The organism is Kribbella alba, from assembly GCF_039529635.1.
In the GTDB taxonomy this organism is placed as follows: domain Bacteria; phylum Actinomycetota; class Actinomycetes; order Propionibacteriales; family Kribbellaceae; genus Kribbella; species Kribbella alba.
Genome location: NZ_BAAANE010000004.1, coordinates 810,899 through 834,697 on the forward strand (window position 1 = coordinate 810,899; position 23,799 = coordinate 834,697).

A 23,799-nucleotide genomic window follows, 5' to 3' on the forward strand; every position below is an offset into this window, starting at 1 on the left:
TCTGGTAATTGAATTACGACCGTTCCCCCGCACGCGAAAGTTACCCACGCGCCTTCACCCGGTCAAGGGGAAACGGCGATCCGCGCCGCGCCACATCGTGACGCAGCGGATCGCCCGACAACTCGCCGTACCGGTCAATCGCTTGAATTGTCAGGTGCGCAGGCCGACCACCTTCTGCACCGAGGGCCAGGACTCGAGCACCGCTCGCAGCGCGCCGTCGCGTTCGGTCGCGATCGCCTCGGCGTAGGCATCCGCCAGCACGTCGGCGATCAGGACCTGCGAGCCGGTGGCCGCCGACCGGACGGCCGCTTCGACCATCGCCACGCTGACCACGTTGGCGTGCACCTCGGATTGCGGAACAACACCTTCGCGGACGGCTCGCACGAACTCGGTGAGCGATCCCGCGATCTGCTCCGGCTCGTCCCCGACCGCGGCCGGCAGCGCCGACCCGGAGCTCAGCTCGGCCTGTGGCGCGGTATCGCCGTCCCAGATCGCCGTGCCGCCGGATCCGCCGGCCCGCCAGTGGCCGTTCCAGGAGGTCTCCAGCCCGGGCGCGCACCAACTCCCCGTGAAGGAGAACCGCGTGCCGCCGTCGAAGGTGAAGATCGCGTTCGCGGCCGCGTTCCCGTCGAACCAGCTCCACTCGGGGTTGTAGGACTCGCAGTACACCGAGACCGGCTCGGCACCGATCAGCTTGCGGGCCAGGTCGAACTGATGGATCGCCATGTCGATCAGCAACGGCTCGGCCATCCGGGCCCGGAAGCCGCCGAAGCGCGGCGCCTTGAAGAACTCGCACGACAACGATCCGAGCGGCCCGAGCTCGGCCAACTGCCGGCTGAAAGCGTTGCCGGTGCGGAAATACCGTCGCGACTGCGACACCATCAGCAACTTCCCGCTCGCCTCGGCGGCGGCGACCATCGACAGGCACTCCCGGACCGTCTCGGCCAGCGGCTTCTCGCAGAGCACCGGCAGACCACGCAGCAAGGCGTCGATGCTGACCTTGGGATGCGCGACCGGGACGGTCACGTCGATCACGGCGTCGGCCTCCGTCGCCTCGGCCAGTTCGCCGACCGAGGCCGCCACCGGCACCTCGGCGTACCCATGCTCGTCGGCCGCGGTCCTGGCCAGCTGCAGGTCCAGGTCGATCAAGCCGACCAGGACCACATCTGGGTTCTCGTCGATGGTGCGCAACCACGCTCGGCCCATCCCGCCCGCACCGACCTGGAGCAGCCGCAGAGGTTCAGGCATCGGCGTGATCCTCGATCGGGCCGGCATACCCCTGGCCGTTGAAGAAGTCGTCGGTCTCGTAGCGCAACAAGGTCGGCAGGGACCGCTCCGGCAGGTCGGTCCTCGCCCAGGCGACGCCGTTCGCGATCACCTTGCGGACATCCTTGTGGTGGTACACCGGGAAGTCCTGGTCGCCGGGTGAGAAGAAGAAGATCTTGCCGTGGCCGCGCCGGAAGGTGCAGCCGGAACGGAACACCTCGCCGCCGCTGAACGAGGACACGAAGACCAGCTCGTCGGGAGTGGGGATGTCGAAGAACTCGCCGTACATCTCCTGGGCGTCGATCACGATGGGGTGCGGAACGCCCTGAGCGATCGGATGGGTGGGGCTGACCGTCCAGACCAGCTCGCGATCCTGCTCACTGCGCCAGCGCAAGGTGCAGGTGGTGCCCATCAGCTTCCCGAAGATCTTCGACCAGTGGCCGGAGTGCAACACGATCAGCCCGAGCCCGGACAGCACGTGCTGGTACACCCGCTCGACCACCTTGTCCTCGACCTCGCCGTGTGCGGCATGCCCCCACCACACCAGTACGTCGGTGTCGGCCAGCACCTCCTCGGTCAGGCCGTGCTCGGGTTCGTCCAGCGTCGTGGTCCTGACGGTCGCCGCCTCGCCGAGGTTGTCTCTGATGCCGTCGGCAATGGTGTTGTGCATGCCGTCGGGATAGATCTCGGCCACGTGCGGCTCGAGCTGCTCGTGCCGGTTCTCGCCCCAGACGAGTACACGAATCGACATCTCAGGTTCCTTTGCGTCAGAGGTCATTTGACGGCGCCGCCGATGGCACCGGCGGCGATGTATTTCTGGGCGGCGATCAGCAGCACGATCGCCGGGATCGCCGAGAGCACCGCGGTCGCCATCACCGCGTTCCAGTTCTGCACCTGGGTGCCGAGGTACTGGTAGATCCCCAACGTGACCGGACGGACCCCACCCTTGGTGGTCAGCGTCAACGCGAAGAGGAAGTCGCTCCAGGAGAAGAGAAAGCTGAAGAGCCCGGCCGTGATGAGGGAGTTCTTGCTGATCGGGAGCACGATCGCGACGAACGCCCGGAACAGACCGGCCCCGTCGACCCGCGCGGCCTCCACCAGTGACGGCGGCACCGACAGCATGAACGAGCGCAGGATCAGGATCGCGAACGGGATGCCGCTGCTGCAGTTGGCGACGATCAGCCCGGGGATCGAGTTCAGCAGTCCGAGGTTCTCGTAGGCCGTGTAGAGCGCGTTCGCGATGACGATCCCCGGAATCATCTGCGAGACCAGGATCGCGAGCAGCCCGGCGCCGATCCAGCGCGACCGGAACTGCGACAGGGCATACGCGCACGGAGCGGCGATCAGCAGACTCAGCACCACCGTTCCGGTCGCGATGGTGAGGCTGGTGACCAGGTTGTGGCCCTGCTCGGTGATAGCCCGCCGGTAGCCCGCGAAGCTGGGATCCAGTGGCAGGATGCTCGCGGTCAGGGTGTTCCCGGATGGCTGCAGCGAAGCGTTCACCATCCAGTAGACCGGGAAGAGCATCACGCCCAGGACCAGCACCCCGACGAGGGTGAACAACGCGCGCCGTGGTTTGGTGTCAGACATCCCACGCCCTCCTATTCATCCACGGCACGGCGGGTGCCGCGCAGGTACAGGACCGCGAACACCAGCGAGATCGCGATCAGGATGTTGCTCAGCGCGGCTCCCTGACCGAACTTGAAGTCGATGAAGGACTTCTCGTACGACTGGGTCGCCAGGGTTTGGGTGGCGTTGGCGGGACCGCCCCCGGTCAGGCCGAGGATGATGTCCAGGACCTTGATCGTGTAGACGACGCCGAGCACGAGCAGCACGCTGGCCACCGCCCGCAGGTTGGGCCAGGTGATGTACCGGAAGGCCTTCCAGCCAGTGGCGCCGTCCAGCGCCCCCGCCTCGTACAGCTCGTCCGGGATCTCCGACAGACCCGTGTAGAGCAAGGTGACGTTGAAGGGGATGCCGATCCAGATGTTCACCCCGATCACGGCGATCAGCGCCACCGACGGCGAGTTGAGCCACGGCACCGGCTCGTTGATGATCCCGACTGCGGCCAGGCTCCGGTTCAGGATGCCGCTGTCCTGCTCGAGGATCGACCGCCAGGTCGCACTCGACACGATCAGCGGCAACAACCACGGCAGCAGGAGCAGCGATCGCAGCAGGCCGCTGAGGGGGAAGCGCCGCCGGAAGAACAAGGCCAGCGCCAACCCGATGCAGAACTGGAAGGCGATCGAGGCGACCGTGAACACGGCCGTGTTGACCATCGCCTTGGAGAAGATCTGCGCCTTCACCACCGCCGCGTAGTTGTCCAGGCCGACCCAGGGGGCGGCTCCGGTGAAGAAGGTCTTGAGCGTGTAGTCCTGCAGGCTCATCACCAGGTTCTTCACCACCGGATACCCGAACAGTGCGAGCATCGCGAGCGCGGCCGGCAGCACGAACAGGATCTTGGTGAGGTCCTCACCCCGGTGGCGCCGACCGCGGGGCCTGCGCGCAGGCTCGGCGGTGGACGCACCGGTGGTGGGAGTCAGCGTCGGTGCGTGCACCATGTCCTTCTCCCTGTCGTCGCCGGATCAGCCGCCGGACGCCTTCTTGAAGGCATCCGAGGCCGTGGCTTGTCCGGTCAGCGCGAGCTGGATCGCCTGGTAGATCACCTTCGCCGCATCCGGCCACTTGTCACCGAGCTTGCCGGTCCGCGACCGCGCGTTGGCGACCTGCTCGGAGAAGGCCTTCATCGACGGAACCTCTTTGACGTACTCCGGTCCGAGCGCCGTCCGGGTCGGAACGGTGAACCGGGCCTTCGCCCAGGCCAGCTCGTTGGTGTCGGAGCTCAGGCACTTGACGAAGTCCGCCGCCTTCTGTTGCTTGGCCTGATCCTTGTTCAGCGGCACCGTCCAGGCCTCGCCGCCGAGCGGTGCGATCGGGGTCTGGCCGGCTTTGTTCACCGGGAACTGGACGACGTCCCACTTGACGTTCGGCGTCTCCTTCAGCGACGGGATGTTCCAGGGCCCGTTCACCATCATCGCGGCCTTGCCGGCGACGAACTGGTCCTTGACATCACCCTGGGTCCAGTTGATCACGCTCTTGGAGGCCGAGCCGGACTTCACCAGGTCCACCCACAGTTGCAGCGCGTCGGCCACCTCCGGGCTGGTCAGGTTCGTCTCCTCACCACCGTTGGTCCACATCGCCGGCAGGAACTGCCAGGAACCCTCGTACGTAGCGTTCGCGTTGAAGGCGATGCCGTAGCGACCGGGCTTGGTCAGCTTCTTGGCCGCCGCCCGGAGTTCGTCCCAGGTCTTCGGTGGTTGCACGCCCGCGTCGGCCAGGGTCTTCGTGTTGTAGAACAGCGCGATCGTGTTCACCACAGGCGCCAGGCCGTACAGCTTGCCCTGGTACGACGTGGCGTCGACGATGCCCTTCGTGAACCCGTCGGCGTTGACACCCAGCTCGTCCAGCGGCGCCAGCGCTCCGGTGGCGGCGATCTGCTGAACGTCGGGGTTGTCCAGCATCAGCACGTCGGGCAGCGTCTTCGACGACGCCTGCTGCAAGACCTTGGGGATCAGGTCAGCGCCGGGGACCGTCTCGCGCTGGATCGTGATGCCCAACTGGCTCGCACAGGCGTCGAGTCCCTTCTGCACGAGCGACTTGTCCGGCTCGTTGTTGTAGTAGTCGAGGATCGAGAGGCTGCTGACGGTGCCGCCCGACGAGGACGACGAGCCCGTGCCGCCGTTGCTGCAGGCGGCCAGGGCGAGCGACAGGGCCACCGCACCGGCCAGTGCAGCGGTGATCCGTTGGTTGGTCATGAGCATTCGGCTCCTTCGGTGGGTCGGCGTTTGGCCGCAGGTCGACGCTGATCAAAGCGCTTAACCGCTGACCACGAAAGATTGCCGGTTCGCTTGTGTGGAGGTCGGCAAAGCGCTTAACTTGGCGTGTGTCAGGGACTATGTTCCTTACGTCACACCGCTGTCAAGGGTTCGGCGTCGTCCGGAATCGATTCCGCGGCGCGGCCGTGTCAGGGTGGGGCACGCAGCGCCGTGGGGCGCGTGAGCGGGAGGCCGGCCGATGGTGACCATGCGCGATGTCGCGAAGCACGCAGGCGTGTCGATCGCCACCGTCTCCTTCGTGCTGAACGACACCAAGCCGGTGACCGCGGCGACCAGGCTGCGGATCGAGCAGGCCATGTCGGAGCTCGGCTTCCGCCGCAACATGGTCGCCCGGGCGTTGGCCAGCCGGAAGACCCACATCATCGCGATGGCGTACCCGGCACTCGACCACCGCTTCGGCTTCTCGGCGGCGGAGTTCTTCACCAGCGCAGCCGACGCGGCTCGCAAGGAGGACTACCACCTGGTGCTCTGGCCGGTCGGCAACGACGGCCATGAGCTCACCGAGCTGGTGGGGCAGGGACTGGTCGACGGAGTGGTGCTGATGGAGGTTCAGCTGGACGACCCTCGGGTCGGGGTGCTGCAGCGCACCGGCACACCGTTCGCGCTGATCGGCCGGACCACCACGCTGGAGGGTCTGGCCCACGTCGACATCGACTTCGACACCACCGTCGAGCAAGCGGTCGACTACCTGCACGGCCTGGGACATCGCCGCTTCGTCATGGTCGCGGGTGATCTGACCGACCCGAAATTCCACAACTACGGGCCGTTCGTGCGATCCGAGGCCGCTTATCGCAGAGTCTCGGCCGAGTACGGCGTCGAGACGACCGTGCTGCCCTGCGCGGACTCGACCCGGGCGGGCCAGGGCGCCGCGGCCACCTTGACCCGCGACCATCCGGAGGCCACGGCAGTCCTGGTGCTGAACGAATACGCCGCACTCGGCGTGGTGTCCGGCCTGAACCGGCTGGGCCGAGCCGTTCCGGCCGACATCTCGGTGCTGTCGTTGCTGATGGCACCTGATATGGCCGCTCTGTCGGATCCGGAGCTCAGCTTCATGCGGACGCCGGGCCCCGAGCTCGGCCAGCTCGGCACCGAGTCCCTCATCCGCCAACTCGAGGGCGCCGATCCCCTGCCACCGCAGCTGGTGCCCGCCGACCTCCGAATCGGCGCCTCGACTGCTCCGCCGCGTTAATCCAGGACGACGGCCTGCCAGCGAATCGCGTAGTCACACCCGTCGACCCGATAGCGCGGGAGTTCGTCGTCGATCAGGAACTCGGTCCGCCCCACCAGCACCCGCGCGTCCGCGGGCACCTCGCGGCAGGGTTTGAGCCGCGCCTCCAGCTCGTCGTACCGGTCGTCGATCCCGCCGACCCCCGGATGGGTCTCGGGTCCGACCTCGCCGTTCTCGTACCGCTCGTTCCACCGGACGAAGATCGCCCAGCACTCGCGCTCCAACGCGAACACCTCAGGCGCGATCGGCCAGACGTAGAACTGATCATCAGCCCGCCCGGGATCCGCCGCATGGAAGTAGTGCGGCACGCTCCCGACATCCGCAACGCCGGAGAGCGGCCCGCTGTACCGCTCCAGCTCCACGTAGACCCGCTCGAACTCCCCCGTATCCATGCCGTCACCCTACGAGACAGCACCGACACTTCTGGGTACGTCGGCCGTATGCCCACGCGGGCTTTCGGCGCCGAAGTAGCCCCGGCCCGCCACCGTGGGAGCCCCGCGCGGGGCGGTGCGTAGTACGGGTCAGAGCTTGAGGGAGGTGGCTACGACGTCGGCCAGGGCGTGGGCGACCTCGTGCGCCGTGTCGGAGGACTCGGCCTCGACCATGACGCGGACCAGCGGTTCGGTGCCGGAGGGGCGGAGGAGGACTCGGCCCGTGTCGCCCAGGCGGGCTGTCGCAGCGGCAACAGCAGCTTGTACTCCGGTGTCGGAGCCGGCCCTGGACTTGTCGACGTTGGGGACGTTCACCAGGACCTGCGGGAGTCTCGTCATGACACCTGCCAGGTCGCGCAGGCTCTTGCCGGTCTGCGCCAAGCGGGCGAGGAGCATCACCGCGGTCAGGGTGCCGTCGCCGGTGGTCGCATGGTCGGACAGGATCACGTGGCCCGACTGTTCGCCGCCGAGCTTGTGGCCGCCGGCCTTCATTGCCTCCAGCACATACCGGTCGCCGACCTTGGTCTGCTCGACCGCGATCTGCTCCCGGACCATCGCCTGGACGAAGCCGAGATTGCTCATCACGGTCGCGACCACGGTGTCGTTGGACAGCTCGCCGCTGTCGCGCATCGCCAGGGCCAGTACGGCGAGGATCTGGTCGCCGTCGACGAGTTCGCCGCCGGCGTCCACGGCCAGGCAGCGGTCGGCGTCACCGTCGAGGGCGATGCCGAGGTCTGCGCCGTGACCGATCACCTCGCGGCGGAGGCCCTCCATGTGGGTGGAACCGCAGTCGCGGTTGATGTTCAGGCCGTCCGGCGCGGCCGCGTAGGTGATCACCTCGGCGCCGAGACGGCGCAGTGCCTCCGGGGCGGTCAGTGAGGCGGCACCGTTGGCGCAGTCGATCACGACCTTGACGCCCTCGAAGCGGTTGGGCGCGGAGCGGACCAGGTGGGACACATAGGTTTCGAAGCCCTGGCCGTCGTCGAGCACGCGGCCGACGGCGGCACCGGTCGGGCGCTGCCATTCCTCGCCCGTCCGGACCTCGATGGCGTCCTCGATCGCATCGTCGAGCTTGATCCCGCCGCGTGCCAGGAACTTGATCCCGTTGTCGGGCATCGGGTTGTGGCTGGCGGACAGCATCACGCCGAGGTCGGACCCGGTCACACCGGTCAGGTAGGCGACGGCCGGGGTCGGCAGTACGCCGAGCCGGACGACATCGACGCCGGCGCTGGCCAGACCGGCCACCACGGCGGCTTCCAGGAACTCACCACTGGCACGCGGATCCCGGCCCACAACGGCGCGTGGCCGGTGCCCTTCGAAGGCACCGGCCTCGCCGAGTACGTGAGCGGCGGCGACCGAGAGGTCGAGCGCCAGCTCCGCGGTCAGGTCCACGTTCGCCAGGCCACGGACGCCGTCCGTGCCGAAAAGACGCTGGGACGACATCTTTGGGAGACGCAGCTCAGCGCTTGCTGTACTGCGGAGCCTTACGGGCCTTCTTGAGACCGGCCTTCTTGCGCTCCTTGATCCGCGCGTCGCGGGTGAGCAGCCCGGCCTTCTTCAGACCCGGCCGGTTCGCCTCCTCGTCGGCGGCGTTCAGGCAGCGGGCGATCCCGAGCTGGAGCGCACCGGCCTGGCCGGTGATGCCACCGCCGTTGATCCGGGCGATCACGTCGTACGAGCCCTCGAGGCCGGCGACGACGAACGGCTCGTTCACGTGCTGCTGGTGCACCTTGTTCGGGAAGTACACGTCCAACGGCTTGCCGTTGACGGTGGTCTTGCCCGTGCCCGGGATCAGCCGGACGCGCGCGACGGCCTCCTTGCGGCGACCGGTCGCACCTGCCGGGTTGATCACCGCGACGCGGCCGGACTCGGCCCGCTGCTCCGGCGTCGGGTTCGTCTCGGAGGTGTAGGCGACCGGGCCCTCGGTGTCGATGGGCACCTCGGTGTCGATGTCTTCGCCGGTCTCGGTGTTGCTGACCATACTGTCGCTCACGCTGGGAATCCTCGTTTACCTGGCTCGTCGATCGCTGTTACTGAGCGATCTGGGTGATCTCGAACGGCTTCGGCTGCTGAGCCGTGTGCGGGTGCTCCGGACCGGCGTACACCTTCAGCTTGCTGAGCAGCTTCCGGCTGAGACGGTTCTTCGGCAGCATGCCCCAGACAGCCTTCTCGACGGCCTTGCGAGGGTCCTTCTCGAGGATCTCGCCGACCGGCGTGGCCGTCAGACCACCCGGGTGACCCGAGTGGCGGTAGGCCAGCTTGTCGGTCCGCTTGTTGCCGGACAGGGCGATCTTGCCGGCGTTGATGACGACGACGAAGTCACCGCCGTCCACGTGCGGCGCGAACGTGGGCTTGTGCTTGCCGCGCAGAAGAGTGGCGATCTGGACGGCGAGCCGACCGAGCACGACGTCGGTGGCGTCGATCACATGCCACTCACGGGTGACGTCAGCAGGTTTCGGGCTGTACGTGCGCACGGTCGTTGACCTTCGTTTCTCAGAGAGTTGACAAATCTGAACTGGTACGTCGGCGAGCGGTCCGCAATCACACCGGCGAGGACCAGGAACGCACAACAGCAGCCCAGAATACCGGCGCGAACACCCTCGGGTCAAAGTGAGCCCAAGCGGCCAGGGCACCCCGGCTTGGAAGCCGCTGAGGACAGCACTAGTTTAGCGGTGAAGATTGCAGTCCGATCCGCGTCCCGCCGGCGACGATAACCCTCACTCACCAGGCGATGGCGCCAGCTTCCGAAGAGGGCATTGTGACCGAACAGTCGCTCACCGTCCGGGACAACCGGACCGGCAAGGACTACGACCTTGCCATCACCGATGGCACTATCCGTGCCGCAGACCTCAAGCAGATCAGCGCAGCCGACGGCGACGGCGGCCTGGCCACCTACGACCCCGGCTTCGTCAACACCGCCTCGACCCGGTCGTCCGTCACCTTCATCGACGGCGACAAGGGCATCCTCGAGTACCGCGGCTACCCGATCGAGCAGCTTGCCGAGCAGTCGAACTATCTCGAGGTCGCGTACCTGCTGGTGAACGGTTCGCTGCCGAACAAGGCCGAGTACGAGGCCTGGGCGCACGACGTGACGTATCACACGTTCGTGCACGAGAACCTGAAGACCTTCATGCAGGGCTTCCGCTACGACGCGCACCCGATGGGCATGCTGCTCGCCTCGGTCGGCGCGCTGTCCACCTTCTACCCGGAGTCGCGCGACATCTTCGACGAGGAGTCGAGGGCGCTGCAGATCCGCCGGCTGATCGCCAAGATGCCGACGCTGGGTGCCTTCGCCTTCCGGCACGCCCAGGGCAAGCCGTATGTCTACCCCGACAACGAGCTCAGCTACGCGGCGAACTTCCTGTCCATGCTGTTCAAGATGAGCGAGCCGAAGTACGCCGCCGACGACCGGTTGGTGCGCGCGCTGGAGATCCTGTTCATCCTGCACGCCGACCACGAGCAGAACGCGTCCACCAACGCGGTCCGGGCGATCGGCTCCACCCAGGTCGACCCGTACACGGCGGTTGCCGGTGGCATCGGCGCCCTCTACGGCCCGCTGCACGGCGGTGCCAACGAGGCCGTGCTGAAGATGCTGCGCCGGATCGGCTCGCTGGACAACATCCCCTCGTTCATCGAGGGCGTGAAGGCCGGCGAGGAGCGGCTGATGGGCTTCGGCCACCGGGTCTACAAGAACTACGACCCGCGCGCCAAGATCATCAAGAAGGCCGCCGACGACGTGTTCGAGGTGACGGGCATCAACCCGCTGCTGAAGATCGCCGTCGAGCTGGAGAAGATCGCGCTGGAGGACGAGTACTTCGTCTCCCGCAAGCTCTACCCGAACGTGGACTTCTACTCCGGCCTGATCTACGAGGCCCTGCAGTTCCCGCCGGAGATGTTCACCGTGCTGTTCGCCATCCCGCGTACTTCGGGCTGGCTGGCGCAGTGGCTGGAGATGCTCGGCGACAGCGACCAGAAGATCGCCCGCCCGAAGCAGATCTACACCGGCGCGCGGGGCGTCCAGTACGTCCCGATGGGCGACCGCTGACCCTCGCGGCCAAGGCACTGGCGGCCGCGCCGGTGCGGCTGAGGATTTGAGGAAGTTGGGGACGGCCCCGGTCCGGCGTGAGTGCCACGGACCGGGCCGTTCTGCGGTTCTGGGCGGTAAGACGGCCCAGCTGCCGCCGCCGGTTCCCGGCCTCCCGCACCGTTTGTCCAGGGCCGCGATGGGGAACAACTGGCGCGGCTGAGGGAGCTGGTTGGAGTATGTATCGCCTCCGGAACGGACTGAAGACCGCGATCCTGCTGGGCGGTCTCACGGCGCTCTTCATCGCCGCCGGCGCCGCGCTGGGTGGTCGTCGCGGTGTCGTGATCGCCTTCCTGCTGTCGGTGGCCATGAACGCGGGCACCTACTTCTGGTCCGACAAGCTCGCCTTGCGGGCGATGGGCGCGCGGCCCGTCTCGGAGGCCGAAGCGCCGTGGCTCTACGAGATGGTGCGCGAGATTGCGGGGAACCGGCCGATGCCCCGGATCTACATCAGCCCGGCCAGGCAGCCGAACGCCTTCGCAACCGGGCGGAACCCCAAGCACGCGGCAGTCTGCGTCACTGAGGGCATTCTGCAGATCCTCGAACCGCGCGAGCTACGGGCCGTGCTGGGCCACGAACTGTCGCACGTCTACAACCGCGACATCCTCATCTCCAGCATCGCGGCGACTCTGGCCGGCGCTCTCACCACCCTCGCGCATCTGGCCTACCTGCTGCCGTTCGGCTCATCTTCGGACGACGATGAGGGCGGGTCGCCGCTGGCCGGCCTGCTCATGCTGATCCTCGGACCGCTCGCGGCCGGCTTGATCCAGTTGGCGATCAGCCGCAGCCGCGAGTTCCAGGCCGACGCTTCGGGTGCCGAGCTGACGGGCGACCCGCTCGCGCTCGCCAGCGCGCTGCAGAAGATCGAGCGTGGTGTTCAGGTGGCACCTCTGCCGCCTGATCCGTCGCTGACACCCCGGGCGCATCTGATGATCGCCAACCCGTTCGGCGGGTCCGCCGGCCTGGCCTCGCTGTTCCGGACGCATCCGCCGACCGCCGAACGGATCCGCCGCCTGCAGCAACTGGCCGCCGGCCGTCGTCGGTCGCTAGGAGGCTAGCGGTTCCCGAGCGCCTCGATCAGTTCGTCCAGCAGCCCCCGCGCGCGGGCGATATATAGAGTCCGTACTCCGTTTAGAACCCGCTGGGGCTGGGCGGCGTCTCCTAGGCTGTGCGAGAACGAAGGAGGGACAGCCGTTGCGAGCCGATGCGCGGGACAACCGGACCCGGATCCTGGGTGCGGCCGAGGAGGTGTTCGGGCGCGCACCGAGCGCCTCGACCGACGACGTGGCCAAGCTCGCGGGGGTCGGCATCGCCACGGTGTTCCGGCACTTCCCGACCAAGGTCGAACTGCTCGAGGCGGTCCTGACCCTGCGCCTGGAACGGCTGCGGAACCGAGCCGTCCGGCTCGCCGACGAAACAGACCCCGGCAGCGCCTTCTTCGGCTTCTTCAGCCAGGTCGTCTCCGAAGCAACGTCGAAGCTGGCCATCGCCGACGCCCTCAGCGCCTCAGGATCGGCCGTCGGCCAGGACGCCCGGAACGCCGGGACAGGGCTGCGCGAAGCCTTCGGAAACCTGCTCGCCCGCGCCCAGCACAGCGGCGACGTACGGGCTGATGCAGAGTTTCCGGAGGTCTATGCCCTGCTGATCGGGGCATCCCGCGGCGCGACAGCAGTCGGCCTCGAACCCGCTGTTCGCGATCGCATGCTCGCTCTCCTGTACGACGGCCTGCGCCCGGGCCGTACTACGTGACGCCCGGAGGCAGCGCACTCGTCGGGTCCGGAGCAGGGGGTTTCGTGAAGAGGTGGCGGTCGTGGTCGCGTCGCCGGCGGGCGCTCGTTGTCGCTGCACTGGTGTTCCTCCTGGTGATTCCGCTGCCGTTGGGCGTCTTCGCGGCCTCGCTGCGCCTTGCCTACACAGGTGATCCCTCGGTCGGCGCCCGGACCCGCGGCAAGGACGCGGTCTGGCTAGGGCACGCCTGGGTCGACGGCCGGAAGTCCGCGGCCGACATCGCGTCGCTGACGGCTCTGCTCAAGGGCACTGGTATTCGGGATCTCTACGTGCACGCCGGTCCGTTGGAACACGACGGGACACTGCCGCTGACGAAGGTCTCCCCCAAGGCCCGCTGGTTCACCGACGCCGTCCACCAGGCGATGCCGAACATCCGCGTCCAGGCCTGGCTCGGCGATGTCCTCCAGCCGGAGATGAAGCCCGGCATGGACCTCGACGATCCGGCGGTCCGGGAGCGGGTGGCGACCTCGTCCGGGCAGGTGCTCGACCAGGGCTTCGACGGGATCCACCTCGACCTGGAGCCGGCCCGGTCGGGCTCGAAGGGGTTCCTGGCCCTGCTGGACCAGGTCCACGCGACGACGGCCGCGCGGGACGTGCCGCTCTCGGTCGCGACCGCGCAGATCAGCCCGGCGCCCTTGATGGACAGAGCGACGATCGCCTTGACCGGGCACGGCAAGTGGTGGTCGCAGGACTACTTCGCCCAGGTGGCCAAGCGGGTCGAGCAAGTCGCGGTGATGTCCTACGACACCGCCATGCCCACGGAGTCCCTGTACGGCGGCTACGTCGCTGAGCAGACGGAACTCGCACTGGAGGTCACCCCGCCTCAGGTCGACCTGCTGATGGGACTGCCGGCGTACTGGGAGAGCAACCCGTCCCACTGGGGTCATGCCGAGACTGTGGCTGCCGCGGTCCGCGGTGCCCGCCTCGGCCTCGGCTCCTCAGGACGCCAGAACTTCGGCCTCGCGCTCTACGTCGACTTCACCGCCACCCCCGAACAGTGGGCCGCCTATCGCGAAGGCTGGTGCTTCGCCGTCTAGCGGGCGCGCTCCACCCGGCCCTCGTCCCAGACCGGTTCGGGTGACTCGTAGACGGAGCCGTCGCTGCCGAAGACCAGGAAGCGGTCGAAGCCGCGGGAGAACCAGCGGTCGTGGGTGACGGCCAGAACCGTGCCGTCGAAGGCGTCCAGACCCTCCTCCAGCGCTTCGGCGGACTCGACGTCCAGGTTGTCGGTGGGCTCGTCGAGCAGCAGCAGGGTGGCTCCGGACAGCTCCAGCAGGAGGATCTGGAACCGCGCCTGCTGACCGCCGGACAGGCTGTCGAAGGTCTGCTCGGCGGCATGCGCCAACTCGTAGCGGTCCAGCTTGCGGGACGCCAACTCCCGGCCCATGCCGTCACGATGGTCGTCACCTCGATGCAGGATCTCCAGCAGGGTGCGGCCGACCAACTCGGGGTGCTCGTGCGTCTGCGCGAACCAGCCCGGCCGGACGCGGGCGCCGAGCTTGGCGTTACCGGTGTGCGCGACCGGCGGGATCGGTACTTCGCCGATCGGCTGGTGCTCGATGTCCGGATCGGAACCCCCGTTCGCCAGCAGGCGGAGGAAGTGCGACTTGCCCGAGCCGTTCGAGCCCAGCACGGCCACGCGTTCGCCATACCAGACCTCGAGGTCGAACGGCTTCATCAAGCCGGTCAGCTCGACGCCGGTGCAGACGACGGCGCGTTTGCCGGTGCGGCCGCCGGTCAGCCGCATGCTGACCTTCTGCTCGCGTGGGATCGCCTCCGGCGGGCCGGCCTCCTCGAACTTGCGCAGCCTGGTCTGCGCGGCCCGGTAGCGCGACGCCATGTCGGAGTTGTACGCCGCCTTCTGCTTGTACATCAGCATCTGCGCGCGCAGCTTGGCGTGCTCGTCGTCCCAGACCTTGCGGAGTTCCTCGAAGCGCTCGAACCGATGCTCGCGCGCCGCGTGGTAGGTCTTGAACCCGCCGCCGTGCGTCCACGCCGTGTTGCCCGCGGCACCTAGTTCGACGGTGACGATCCGGGTCGCCGTGTTGGCCAGCAGCTCACGGTCGTGGCTGATGTAGAGCACGGTCTTCTGGGTCGCGTTGAGCTGCTCTTCGAGCCAGCGCTTGCCCGGTACGTCCAGGTAGTTGTCCGGCTCGTCCAGCATCAACACCTCGTCCGGGCCACGCAGCAGAGCCTCCAGCACGAGCCTCTTCTGTTCACCACCCGAGAGGGTCTTCACCTCCCGCCAGCGGCAGTTGTCGAACGGGATGCCGAGCGCAGCCGTAGTACAGACGTCCCAGAGGACCTCGGCGTCGTAGCCGCCGACCTCGCCCCAGTCGGACACGGCCTGTGCATAGCGCAGCTGGGTCTTCTCGTCGTCGGCTTCCATCATTGCCAGCTCGGCCTGGTCCAGCTTGACCGCGGCGGTCTGGATGGCGGGTGGAGCTACACCCAGCAGCAGGTCCCGAACGGTCGACTCGTCGCGGACCGACCCGACGAACTGCCGCATCACGCCGAGCCCACCGGACCTGCTGATGCTGCCGCTGTGCGGTTTCAGGTCGCCCGCGATGATCCTGGTCAGCGTGGTCTTGCCGGACCCGTTGGCGCCGACCAGCGCGACCTTGGCGCCGTCCCCGACCCGGAAGGTGATGTCGTCCAGCAGCACCCGGCCGTCCGGCAGCTCGAACCCGATCCCTGCGACATCGACGTGACCCATGGCCCTAGTCTGACCGGGCACCCCACCCGGCGGCGAACCGTTATCGCGGCTACCAGCCCGTGAGGTAGTCGAGGTACATACCGCCGGCCGGGCGGACCGTGCCCTTCATGAAGAGCTTCAGCGGCGCCGCATACAGACCGTACGTCCTGGAGCCCGTGAAGAAGCCGGCGGAACCGCATCCGTCGTACCCGACCCAGATCTCCTTCGGCCCGGCGGCCGTGTCGAAGCGGAGCACGATCGCTTCGGTCCCCCGGATCGCGTTCGTCGGGCAGTCCATCATGGGCAAGGAGGGATTGCGCTCCGGCAGCACTTTGATCTCGTCGACGACCTGCTGGGCCGTGGAGGCGTTGAAGCTCGCCGAGCCCAGCAGCATCGTGTCGGCAGGGACAATCCGGTACCGGCAGGCCTCTAGCCCGTACACCGGCATCCGCAGGTCCAGGCCGATTCCCAGCGGCACCGCCTCGGGCCCGGCAGCGGTGAGCAGCGGGTGTCGCTCAGGACAGGTGGTCATCGGGTCAGGGACCTTCGGTACGTCGTTCGAGCCGGCCGCTCCGGACCCCTCGGCCCTGCTGTCCGCGGCGCCGCTGGTGGCGACCGGTGAGGGGCCCCCGACCGCGTTCCACACGCCGCCGATCGACACGGCGACCACCAGCGCCGCGGCTCCCGCTATCAGCGTCTGCCGCCGCCTACGGATCCGCCTGCGTGCTTCTGCGGCCATGCCCCGCTCGCGGAGGCCGTGGACGGTGTCTGCCTTGGTCTGGAAAGCGTCGGCGATCTTGGGGCCGAGCTCGTCCTCAGCTTCGTACTCAGGCATCCTCGGCTCCTTCCCTGCTCAGTGTGACCTTCAACGACGCCAGTGCTCTGTGGACGTGCGACCTTGCCGTTGCCTCCGCGCAGTGCAGCAGTACTGCGATCTCGGCGTACGACAGCTCCTCATAGAAGCGCAGGACCACCGCGGCCCGCTGACGGTCCGGCAGAGTCGCACAGAGTGCCCAGACGGCTTCTGCGTCGGCCCGGGCGGCGCTGCCGTCCACAGTGGGCGGCGCTGTGCGGATGGGTTCCGCAGCAGGTGCCTCTCGGCGGCGGAAGCGGCGCCACCAGGAGATATGCGCGTTGACCACCATCCGCTTCACGTACGCCTCAGGGTCTTCGGCACGGCTGACCCGGCCCCAGCGCGCACAGGCTGTCGTCAGGGCGTCCTGGACCGCGTCCTCCGCCAGGCTGACGTCCCCGGTGAGGACATAGGCGAACCGCAGCAGCGCGGCAGCCCGCTCGGTCACGAACAGCTCGAAATCGAGCGACCCCGCCTCTGCCTCTGCTGCTGCCAAGGCTGCCTCCATACCCCCAGGACGGCGCCGCGGGCTAATTCGTTGCAGTGACTTTGAGGACCCGAAATCCCTTGGCGCTGGCGGTCCGCTCGCAGGGGTAGCCCTGCTCGGTGAGCCACCGCTGCAGCGAGTCGGCGCCGAGGTTCTTGCCGACCACGAACCATGCCACGCCACCGGGGGCAAGGCGGGCCAGCCAGTGCAGCAGCATCTTGTGCAGCTCGGGCTTGCCGATGTGGATCGCCGGGTTCGACCAGATCTCGTCGAACCGCACGTCCTCCGGTACACCGTCCGTCAGCGCCGGGTGGACCCTTGCCTCGACGCCCGCCGCCTTCGCGTTCTCGGCGGTCAGCTCCAGCGCCCGGTTGTTCACGTCGACGGCCCAGACCTCCGCCTCGGGCGCTTCCACCGCCAGGGCCACCGCGATCGGCCCGTAGCCCGTGCCGAGGTCGAGGATCGTGCCCCCGTCGGCCGGTGCTGGCACCTCGCGCAGCAGCACCGACGTACCGAGGTCCAGGCGGTCCCGGGAGAACACCCCGGTCGCCGTGGTGAAGGTGTACTCCCGGCCCCAGATCCGCGCCTGCACAGTACGCCGCACGTCGGCTGAGGTGGGCTCCGCCGAGAAGTAGTGGTCAGCCACGCTGGTGCACCTCTCCCCTGACCCGGCGAGCTTGTACAGCCCGCGCGGCCAGTTCTCCGTCTGCTGGGTACCGCACTTCTTCCAGGGTGAGTCCGCGGGCCGGCGCCACCGTCACCGCCGAGTCGCGGACGCGTCCCGCCAGCACGGTGGCGGGCCAGGACACCTCACGCCGCCCGTCACCCACCGGGATCACCGAACCCACCAGTGCGCGGACCATCGAGTGGCAGAAGGCGTCGGCGATCACCGTGGCCTCCACCATTCCCGGCGAGACCCGATCCCAGGAGAAGTCCAGCAGGGCTCGCACTGTGCTCGCCCCCTCGCGCTTCTTGCAGAAGGCGGCGAAGTCGTGCTCTCCGAGGAGGCCCTGGGCGGCTGCGTTCATCCGGTCCACGTCCAGCGGGCGGCCTACCCGCACTACTTCCTTGCGGCGCAATGGATCCCAGGCGGCGGAGTCGTCGCAGATGCGGTAGACGTAGCGACGGGCTATTGCGGAGAACCTGGCGTCGAAGCCCTCCGGAGCCTCCGTCACCGCTGTCACCCAGACATCCTCGGGCAGCACACCGTTGAGCCGCCTCAGCAACTCCCGGCCGGTCATCTCCGTCTCCAGGTCCACATGAATCACCTGGCCGCGCGCGTGGACGCCCGCGTCGGTTCTGCCCGCACAGTTGACCACCGGGGGCTCCGCGACCCGCAGTACGGTCCGCAGGGCCTCCTCAAGGGCCCCTTGCACGGTCCTGAGGCCCTCCTGGCGGGCCCAGCCGTGGAATTGGGTCCCGTCATACCTGAGGTCGATCCGCAAACGCACAGGGCAATCTAACGCAGCAGGCGCCTCGGCCCCGAAACGCGACAGCGCCCCCGCACCGGAAAGGGTGAGGGGGCGCTGCCGACGGAAGGTGTTACTTGTCCTCGGTCTCGCCGGCCTTGGTGAAGCCGGCCGCCGTGGCGGCGTCCTCGGTGTTGAACCAGACCTCGGCCTCGGTCTGGTCGTACCAGGGCGAGTCGGGGGTGTGGAACTTCATCGAGTTCTCGTTGCCCTTGATGTCGAAGCCCTCGGGCGCGGAGCCGTCGGCGGTCGGGGCCGCGGAGCCCTCGTACTTGGCCTCGACGGTGTCCTGGACCTCTGCGTCGGCGGCCGGAGCCTCGACGTCTTCGGTCTTGGCCTCGTCCTCGGCAGCGGCCTTCTTCGCCGGCGCCTGCTTGGCCGGAGCCTTCTTCGCCGCGGCCTTCTTGGCCTTCGGCGCGTCAGCCAGCGCCTCGACCAGCTCGATCTTCACCATTGGGGCGTTGTCGCCCTTGCGCGGGCCGAGCTTGATGATCCGGGTGTAACCACCCGGACGGTCCGCGAACCGCTCGCCGATCTCGGTGAAGAGCACGTGCACGACGCTCTTGTCCCGGATCCGCTTCATGACCTGACGGCGCGAGTTCAGGTCACCACGCTTGGCCTTGGTGATCATCGACTCCGCCAGCGGCTGCAGGCGCTTGGCCTTGGCCGACGTGGTGGTGATCGAGCCGTGCTCGAACAGCGACGTCGCGAGGTTGCTGAGGATCAGCTTCTCGTGCGCCGGGCTGCCGCCGAGGCGGGATCCCTTGGTAGGGGTTGGCATCTCTTGACTCCAGGAAATCTCAGGCCCGGGTGCGGACCTTGGGAACAGGCCTTACGGCCTTCGATGGGCTCAGTGACCCCGGTGGTGGGGTGAAGGCATCAGTACTGCTCGGTCTCGGCGAAGCTCTCGTCCTCGTCCTCGGCGTCGTCGCCATACGCCTCGGCGGCGGCGCGCAGGTCGAAGCCGGGGGGCGAGTCCTTCAGCGACAGGCCCATCTCGGCCAGCTTCAGCTTGACCTCGTCGATCGACTTGGAGCCGAAGTTGCGGATGTCCAGCAGGTCCTGCTCGCTGCGGGAGATCAGCTCACCCACGGTGTGGATGCCCTCGCGCTTGAGGCAGTTGTACGACCGGACGGTCAGCTGCAGGTCCTCGACCGGCAGGGCCAGGTCGGCGGCCATCTGCTCGTCCACCGGCGACGGGCCGATGTCGATGCCCTCGGCCTCGACGTTCAGCTCGCGGGCCAGGCCGAACAGCTCGACCAGGGTCTTACCGGCCGACGCGACGGCGTCGCGCGGCAGCATCGACGGCTTGGTCTCGACGTCGACGACCAGCCGGTCGAAGTCGGTGCGCTGCTCGACGCGGGTCGCCTCGACCTTGTAGGTGACCTTGAGGACCGGCGAGTAGATCGAGTCGACCGGCATCCGGCCGATCTCGGCGTCGGCGGACTTGTTCTGGATCGCGGACACATAGCCACGGCCCCGCTCGACGACCAGCTCCATCTCGAGCCGGCCCTTCTCGTTCAGGGTGGCGATCTTCAGGTCCGGGTTGTGCACCTCGACACCGGCCGGCGGCGCGATGTCGGCGGCGGTGACGTCACCGGGGCCCTGCTTGCGCAGGTACATGGTGACCGGCTCGTCGTGCTCGGAGGAGACGACCAGGTCCTTGAGGTTCAGGATCAGCTGGGTGGCGTCTTCCTTGACCCCGGCAACGGTGGAGAACTCGTGCAGCACGCCGTCGACCTTGATGCTGGTCACTGCCGCGCCCGGGATGGACGACAGCAGGGTACGGCGGATGGAGTTGCCGAGGGTGTAGCCGAAGCCCGGCTCGAGCGGCTCGATCACGAACCGCGAGCGGTGCTCGTCTACGACCTCTTCGGCCAGGGTGGGGCGCTGGGCAATGAGCATTCTCTGTGTCCTTCTTTTCCGCGACGACCACTATTTGAGGCCGCGAACTGGTGAAGATGACCGATCCCGCCGGCGAGGAGGACCCGCCGGCGGGAGCCGGATCAGTTCTTCGAGTAGAGCTCGACGATCAGGTGCTCGGCGACCTGGGTGTCGATCTGTGCCCGGGTGGGCAACTGGTGCACGAGGATCCGCAGCCGCTCGGGCAGCGCCTCGAGCCAGGCCGGAACCACTCGCTCGGAGTGGGTCTCCCTGGCGATGATGAACGGCGTCATCTCGACCGACTTCGGCCGGACGTCGATCACGTCGTGGGCCGCGACGCGGTACGACGGGATGTTCACCTTGATGCCGTTCACGGTGAAGTGACCGTGCACGACGAGCTGACGCGCCTGCCGACGGGTCCGGGCCAGGCCGGCGCGGTAGACGACGTTGTCGAGGCGGGACTCGAGGATGATCAGCAGGTTGTCACCGGTCTTACCAGGACGCCGCGAGGCCTCCTTGTAGTACAGGCTGAACTGCTTCTCGAGCACGCCGTAGGCGTAGCGGGCCTTCTGCTTCTCACGCAGCTGAAGCAGGTACTCGCTCTCCTTGGGACGGCCGCGGCCGTGCATACCCGGCGGGTACGGACGACGCTCGAACGCCTTGTCGCCACCGACGAGGTCGACCCCGAGACGGCGCGACTTCTTGGTCATGGGTCCGGTGTAACGGGCCATTTTCGCTGCCTACCTTTCTCTGGGTCAGACCCGGCGCCGCTTGGGAGGGCGGCAGCCGTTGTGGGCGGTCGGGGTGACGTCCTGGATGGTGCCGACCTCGAGGCCGACGGCACCCAGCGAACGGATCGCGGTCTCACGGCCGGAGCCGGGACCCTTCACGAAGACGTCGATCTTGCGCATGCCGTGCTCCATCGCGCGACGGCCGGCAGCCTCGGCTGCCATCTGCGCGGCGAACGGGGTGGACTTGCGCGAACCCTTGAAGCCGACGGTGCCCGCGGAAGCCCACGAGATGACCGCGCCGGTCGGGTCGGTGATCGTCACGATCGTGTTGTTGAACGTGCTCTTGATGTGCGCGTGGCCGGCGGCCACGTTCTTCTTCTCCTTGCGGCGCACCTTCTTCGCGCCGGCCGCTGTGCGGCTCTTGGGAGGCATAAGTCAGTTACTCCTGGAAAGGTCGAGGCTCTGGGTCATCCGGGTCACTTCTTCTTCTTGCCGGCGATCGCCTTGCGACGACCCTTGCGGGTGCGGGCGTTGGTCCGCGTGCGCTGACCACGCACCGGCAGGCCGCTGCGGTGCCGGCGACCCTGGTACGACCCGATCTCGATCTTGCGGCGGATGTCCGCGGTCACCTCGCGACGGAGGTCACCTTCGATCTTGTAGTTGCCTTCGATGAAGTCCCGGAGCTTGACCAGTTCCTCGTCGCCCAGTTCGTGGACGCGCTTGTCACCGGAGATGCCGGTGGCTTCGAGCGTCTTCAGGGCGCGAGTACGACCTACACCGAAGATGTAGGTGAGAGCGACCTCGATGCGCTTGTCGCGCGGAAGGTCGACTCCTACGAGGCGTGCCATGTGGCGGTGTTCCTTTCGTCAGCAGAGGTGTGGTGGCGCGCCGCGTCCCTGCCCGCCTCGGTGAAATGCTCACCGGCAGGGCCCCGGCCTCTGTTCCGGGGGCGACGTCCGACTGTGTTGATGGGCCGGACGAGCATGCGCGCTTCATGTGGTGCGAAAGTGCAGACCTGCTTGTCGGGCTGAATCAGCCTTGCCGCTGCTTGTGCCGCGGGTTTTCGCAGATCACCATGACCCGGCCGTGACGGCGGATCACCTTGCACTTGTCGCAGATCTTCTTGACGCTCGGATTGACCTTCATCGAGCTTCTTTCTTCGACAGGTGGGCTGGTTACTTGTACCGATAGACGATGCGACCCCGGGTGAGGTCGTACGGCGACAGCTCCACGACGACCCGGTCCTCGGGGAGGATCCGGATGTAGTGCTGCCTCATCTTGCCGCTGATGTGCGCGAGCACCTTGTGCCCGTTGGACAGCTCAACACGGAACATCGCGTTCGGCAGGGCCTCGACGATGGTGCCCTCGAGTTCGATGACTCCCTCTTTTTTGGGCATGTCCTCGCACTTCTGTAGACGACAACTGATGGATGGTGGTGCAGGTCGGCCCGCCACACCCCTGAAAGAGGACCACCCTCCCGACGGCGTGCGAGAACGCACTCATCGAGCAGCCGCGGGCAGCACGATCAGAGGCCACAAAGAGCCAAGGGAAGAGTCTACGCCACCCACCCACCGGAATCCCAATCGGCCCCTGACCCCCGTACTGCGGGGCCGGGGCTGGGGACGGCGTCCTGGCGACTAGGCCTGCTCGTTCAGGGGCCTGGTGGCGGCCCACTGCTCCCCAGCTTGCCAGACGTGCTCAGGCATCAGGTCGAGCAGGTCACAGGCGGCGTCCAGTTGCGCCAGCGCGGTACGGGAGTCGCGGTAGGCGGCCAGGACCACGACGAAACGGCGTCCTTCACAGCTGAAACCGATGGGCGGCACCTCGGCCAGGGCCTCGACGGCCCGGGGGTGGAACACCTCCAGGGCGAGGTCCTCGCGGCCGTTGAACAGCCGGTAACTCTCCGGCAGGCCTTCGACACTCAGCTTCAACGGCAGCAGGCTGGCCGCCGCGACGGAGGCAAGCGAGGCCGGCAGCACCTGGAGAGGTGGCAGCGGCCGTTCGACCTCGAGATCGAGGAAGTCGAAACCCAACTGGCGCCGACGGACCCTGTGGCGGAAACGGCCGGTCCAGAACTCGCGTCCACGGTGCCTGCCGACGGTCACATCGAAGACCTCGGCGTCCGGATCGACGTCGAACGGCGGGAACGGCCAGCGCTCGAGCAGGGCGGGCTCGACCGCGCTGAGGTGCCAGCCCATCTGCTCGACGACGTCCTCCCAGTTCCGCCGCAACCTGTTCTCGGCCAGCCGCGTCGCCACGGTGAACGCCACCAGGACGAGGAACCAGGCCAGCATCATCCAGCCGACCGAGCGCGGCTCCAGCAGCAGGCCGATCACCACCAGCGGGATCGCGACGGCGAACCAGAGCACGAAGACCAGCGCCGATCCCTCCCGCAGCTGCCAGACCCAGTCCGGCCGCAGCCGCAGGGTACGGCGACCCACCGGGGCCGCTGTCAACGCCGCTTTCCGAGGTTGCCCAGGGCGATGAACGCCCAGGGGATGAGCAGCCAGACCGGCCAGAAGTGCGGCCAGTGGCCGCCGTTGCCGAGCCCGATGACGAACCAGATCACGACGTTGATCAACACGACCCCGGTGAAGCCACCGGTCAGCGCCGTCAGCGGGTGCGGCGACTTGGCCTTCTGTCGCTCCGGGAAGGTCCCCGGAGCCGGCGCGGGCGTCACGCTCTGCATGTTCGCGGGGGTCTGGTAGGTCCGGACCGGGGGAAGATCATGCACCAGCGGTTCCAGCTCGCCGTACGTCTGGACGGTGTAGAGCTGGTCCAGCCGCGAACTGAACTCGGGCTGATCCAGCCGTCCGTCGGCGAAGGCGTCGCGCAACCGGCCGGCGATCTTGTCCCGATCCGCCTCCGTGAAGCGCTGATGTGGCTGGTACTGGCTGGGCATGCCTCAAGTGTGCCTCAGCACGGGTGCGTGTGGCGTCCCCCGACGGACGGACCCAGGGCTGTCCACCAGCCGGTGGAAGGCGCAC

The 23,799-nt window shown here is 67.8% G+C and carries 28 protein-coding genes; 5 read left to right on the forward strand and 23 right to left on the reverse strand.

The window, feature by feature from the left end:
* Nucleotides 1-150: 150 nt before the first annotated feature.
* From ABD210_RS10600 to ABD210_RS10620, 5 genes are read right to left on the reverse strand one after another with little or no spacing between them, the layout of a single operon-like run.
* A complete protein-coding gene (locus ABD210_RS10600) occupies nucleotides 151-1,248 on the reverse strand; it encodes a Gfo/Idh/MocA family protein (RefSeq protein ID WP_344110876.1) in 1,098 nt (365 codons plus the stop codon).
* Entirely contained in the window at nucleotides 1,241-2,017 is a 777-nt protein-coding gene (locus ABD210_RS10605; protein ID WP_344110877.1) for a ThuA domain-containing protein, read from the reverse strand. Before ABD210_RS10605 ends, ABD210_RS10600 begins: the two co-directional genes overlap by 8 nt.
* Before the next feature lie 23 nt (nucleotides 2,018-2,040).
* Nucleotides 2,041-2,856 (reverse strand): carbohydrate ABC transporter permease, encoded by an 816-nt coding sequence (locus tag ABD210_RS10610; protein WP_344110878.1) that lies wholly within the window; start codon nucleotides 2,854-2,856, stop codon nucleotides 2,041-2,043.
* 11 nt (nucleotides 2,857-2,867) lie between these two features.
* Nucleotides 2,868-3,827, reverse strand: a complete 960-nt coding sequence (locus tag ABD210_RS10615; protein ID WP_344110879.1) for a carbohydrate ABC transporter permease — start codon at nucleotides 3,825-3,827, stop codon at nucleotides 2,868-2,870.
* A gap of 24 nt (nucleotides 3,828-3,851) precedes the next feature.
* Entirely contained in the window at nucleotides 3,852-5,081 is a 1,230-nt protein-coding gene (locus ABD210_RS10620) for an ABC transporter substrate-binding protein (RefSeq protein WP_344110880.1), read from the reverse strand.
* A gap of 259 nt (nucleotides 5,082-5,340) precedes the next feature.
* Here ABD210_RS10620 and ABD210_RS10625 point away from each other — a divergent pair, with 259 nt between their 5' ends.
* A complete protein-coding gene (locus tag ABD210_RS10625) occupies nucleotides 5,341-6,351 on the forward strand; it encodes a LacI family DNA-binding transcriptional regulator (RefSeq protein WP_344110881.1) in 1,011 nt (336 codons plus the stop codon).
* On the opposite strand, the gene ABD210_RS10630 is transcribed toward ABD210_RS10625, so the two are convergent.
* From ABD210_RS10630 to rplM, 4 genes are all read right to left on the reverse strand, one after another.
* Nucleotides 6,348-6,782: a hypothetical protein gene (locus tag ABD210_RS10630; RefSeq protein WP_344110882.1), complete on the reverse strand. Its 435-nt coding sequence runs from the start codon at nucleotides 6,780-6,782 to the stop codon at nucleotides 6,348-6,350. The genes ABD210_RS10625 and ABD210_RS10630 overlap by 4 nt on opposite strands.
* A 129-nt stretch (nucleotides 6,783-6,911) precedes the next feature.
* The gene (gene glmM / locus ABD210_RS10635) at nucleotides 6,912-8,264 is read right to left on the reverse strand and encodes a phosphoglucosamine mutase (RefSeq protein ID WP_344110883.1); all 1,353 of its coding nucleotides are present in this window, start codon (nucleotides 8,262-8,264) and stop codon (nucleotides 6,912-6,914) included.
* A 16-nt stretch (nucleotides 8,265-8,280) separates the two neighbouring features.
* A complete protein-coding gene (rpsI, locus tag ABD210_RS10640; protein WP_344112035.1) occupies nucleotides 8,281-8,802 on the reverse strand; it encodes a 30S ribosomal protein S9 in 522 nt (173 codons plus the stop codon).
* A 49-nt stretch (nucleotides 8,803-8,851) separates the two neighbouring features.
* Entirely contained in the window at nucleotides 8,852-9,295 is a 444-nt protein-coding gene (gene rplM / locus ABD210_RS10645; protein WP_344110884.1) for a 50S ribosomal protein L13, read from the reverse strand.
* Between the two features lie 284 nt (nucleotides 9,296-9,579).
* On the opposite strand from rplM, the gene ABD210_RS10650 reads away from it, so the two are divergent.
* From ABD210_RS10650 to ABD210_RS10665, 4 genes are all read left to right on the forward strand, one after another.
* Entirely contained in the window at nucleotides 9,580-10,866 is a 1,287-nt protein-coding gene (locus ABD210_RS10650; protein WP_344110885.1) for a citrate synthase, read from the forward strand.
* Nucleotides 10,867-11,084: 218 nt separating this feature from the next.
* Nucleotides 11,085-11,963 (forward strand): zinc metalloprotease HtpX, encoded by an 879-nt coding sequence (htpX, locus tag ABD210_RS10655; protein ID WP_344110886.1) that lies wholly within the window; start codon nucleotides 11,085-11,087, stop codon nucleotides 11,961-11,963.
* Between the two features lie 136 nt (nucleotides 11,964-12,099).
* A complete protein-coding gene (locus ABD210_RS10660; protein ID WP_344110888.1) occupies nucleotides 12,100-12,654 on the forward strand; it encodes a TetR/AcrR family transcriptional regulator in 555 nt (184 codons plus the stop codon).
* A 44-nt stretch (nucleotides 12,655-12,698) separates the two neighbouring features.
* A complete protein-coding gene (locus ABD210_RS10665; RefSeq protein WP_344110889.1) occupies nucleotides 12,699-13,730 on the forward strand; it encodes a glycoside hydrolase family 18 protein in 1,032 nt (343 codons plus the stop codon).
* Here the strand turns inward: ABD210_RS10665 and ABD210_RS10670 are convergent.
* From ABD210_RS10670 to ABD210_RS10735, 14 genes are all read right to left on the reverse strand, one after another.
* The gene (locus ABD210_RS10670) at nucleotides 13,727-15,409 is read right to left on the reverse strand and encodes an ABC-F family ATP-binding cassette domain-containing protein (RefSeq protein ID WP_344110890.1); all 1,683 of its coding nucleotides are present in this window, start codon (nucleotides 15,407-15,409) and stop codon (nucleotides 13,727-13,729) included. The genes ABD210_RS10665 and ABD210_RS10670 overlap by 4 nt on opposite strands.
* A gap of 49 nt (nucleotides 15,410-15,458) precedes the next feature.
* Nucleotides 15,459-16,223: a hypothetical protein gene (locus ABD210_RS10675; RefSeq protein WP_344110891.1), complete on the reverse strand. Its 765-nt coding sequence runs from the start codon at nucleotides 16,221-16,223 to the stop codon at nucleotides 15,459-15,461.
* Nucleotides 16,216-16,737 (reverse strand): SigE family RNA polymerase sigma factor, encoded by a 522-nt coding sequence (locus tag ABD210_RS10680; RefSeq protein WP_344110893.1) that lies wholly within the window; start codon nucleotides 16,735-16,737, stop codon nucleotides 16,216-16,218. The genes ABD210_RS10675 and ABD210_RS10680 overlap by 8 nt, the downstream gene beginning before the upstream one ends.
* Nucleotides 16,738-16,771: 34 nt before the next feature.
* Complete coding sequence (locus tag ABD210_RS10685) at nucleotides 16,772-17,374, reverse strand: class I SAM-dependent methyltransferase (RefSeq protein ID WP_344110894.1); 603 nt, start codon at nucleotides 17,372-17,374, stop codon at nucleotides 16,772-16,774.
* Nucleotides 17,367-18,179, reverse strand: coding sequence for a tRNA pseudouridine(38-40) synthase TruA (gene truA / locus ABD210_RS10690; RefSeq protein ID WP_344110895.1), 813 nt, complete (start codon nucleotides 18,177-18,179; stop codon nucleotides 17,367-17,369). The genes ABD210_RS10685 and truA overlap by 8 nt, the downstream gene beginning before the upstream one ends.
* A gap of 91 nt (nucleotides 18,180-18,270) precedes the next feature.
* The gene (gene rplQ, locus ABD210_RS10695) at nucleotides 18,271-18,978 is read right to left on the reverse strand and encodes a 50S ribosomal protein L17, sunset domain variant (protein WP_344110896.1); all 708 of its coding nucleotides are present in this window, start codon (nucleotides 18,976-18,978) and stop codon (nucleotides 18,271-18,273) included.
* Between the two features lie 98 nt (nucleotides 18,979-19,076).
* Complete coding sequence (locus tag ABD210_RS10700) at nucleotides 19,077-20,102, reverse strand: DNA-directed RNA polymerase subunit alpha (protein ID WP_112243143.1); 1,026 nt, start codon at nucleotides 20,100-20,102, stop codon at nucleotides 19,077-19,079.
* 101 nt (nucleotides 20,103-20,203) lie between these two features.
* Complete coding sequence (rpsD, locus tag ABD210_RS10705; RefSeq protein WP_325057651.1) at nucleotides 20,204-20,812, reverse strand: 30S ribosomal protein S4; 609 nt, start codon at nucleotides 20,810-20,812, stop codon at nucleotides 20,204-20,206.
* Between the two features lie 24 nt (nucleotides 20,813-20,836).
* Nucleotides 20,837-21,244 carry a 30S ribosomal protein S11 gene (gene rpsK, locus ABD210_RS10710; RefSeq protein WP_012923659.1) on the reverse strand — a complete coding sequence of 136 codons (408 nt, stop codon included), beginning with the start codon at nucleotides 21,242-21,244 and terminating at the stop codon, nucleotides 20,837-20,839.
* Between the two features lie 44 nt (nucleotides 21,245-21,288).
* A complete protein-coding gene (rpsM, locus tag ABD210_RS10715; protein WP_344110899.1) occupies nucleotides 21,289-21,660 on the reverse strand; it encodes a 30S ribosomal protein S13 in 372 nt (123 codons plus the stop codon).
* Nucleotides 21,661-21,844: 184 nt separating this feature from the next.
* Complete coding sequence (rpmJ, locus tag ABD210_RS10720; protein WP_008361054.1) at nucleotides 21,845-21,958, reverse strand: 50S ribosomal protein L36; 114 nt, start codon at nucleotides 21,956-21,958, stop codon at nucleotides 21,845-21,847.
* A gap of 29 nt (nucleotides 21,959-21,987) precedes the next feature.
* Nucleotides 21,988-22,209 carry a translation initiation factor IF-1 gene (gene infA / locus ABD210_RS10725; RefSeq protein WP_012923661.1) on the reverse strand — a complete coding sequence of 74 codons (222 nt, stop codon included), beginning with the start codon at nucleotides 22,207-22,209 and terminating at the stop codon, nucleotides 21,988-21,990.
* Between the two features lie 240 nt (nucleotides 22,210-22,449).
* The gene (locus tag ABD210_RS10730) at nucleotides 22,450-23,253 is read right to left on the reverse strand and encodes a hypothetical protein (protein WP_344110901.1); all 804 of its coding nucleotides are present in this window, start codon (nucleotides 23,251-23,253) and stop codon (nucleotides 22,450-22,452) included.
* Nucleotides 23,254-23,264: 11 nt separating this feature from the next.
* Complete coding sequence (locus ABD210_RS10735) at nucleotides 23,265-23,714, reverse strand: DUF1707 SHOCT-like domain-containing protein (protein WP_344110902.1); 450 nt, start codon at nucleotides 23,712-23,714, stop codon at nucleotides 23,265-23,267.
* Between the last annotated feature and the right edge of the window lie 85 nt (nucleotides 23,715-23,799).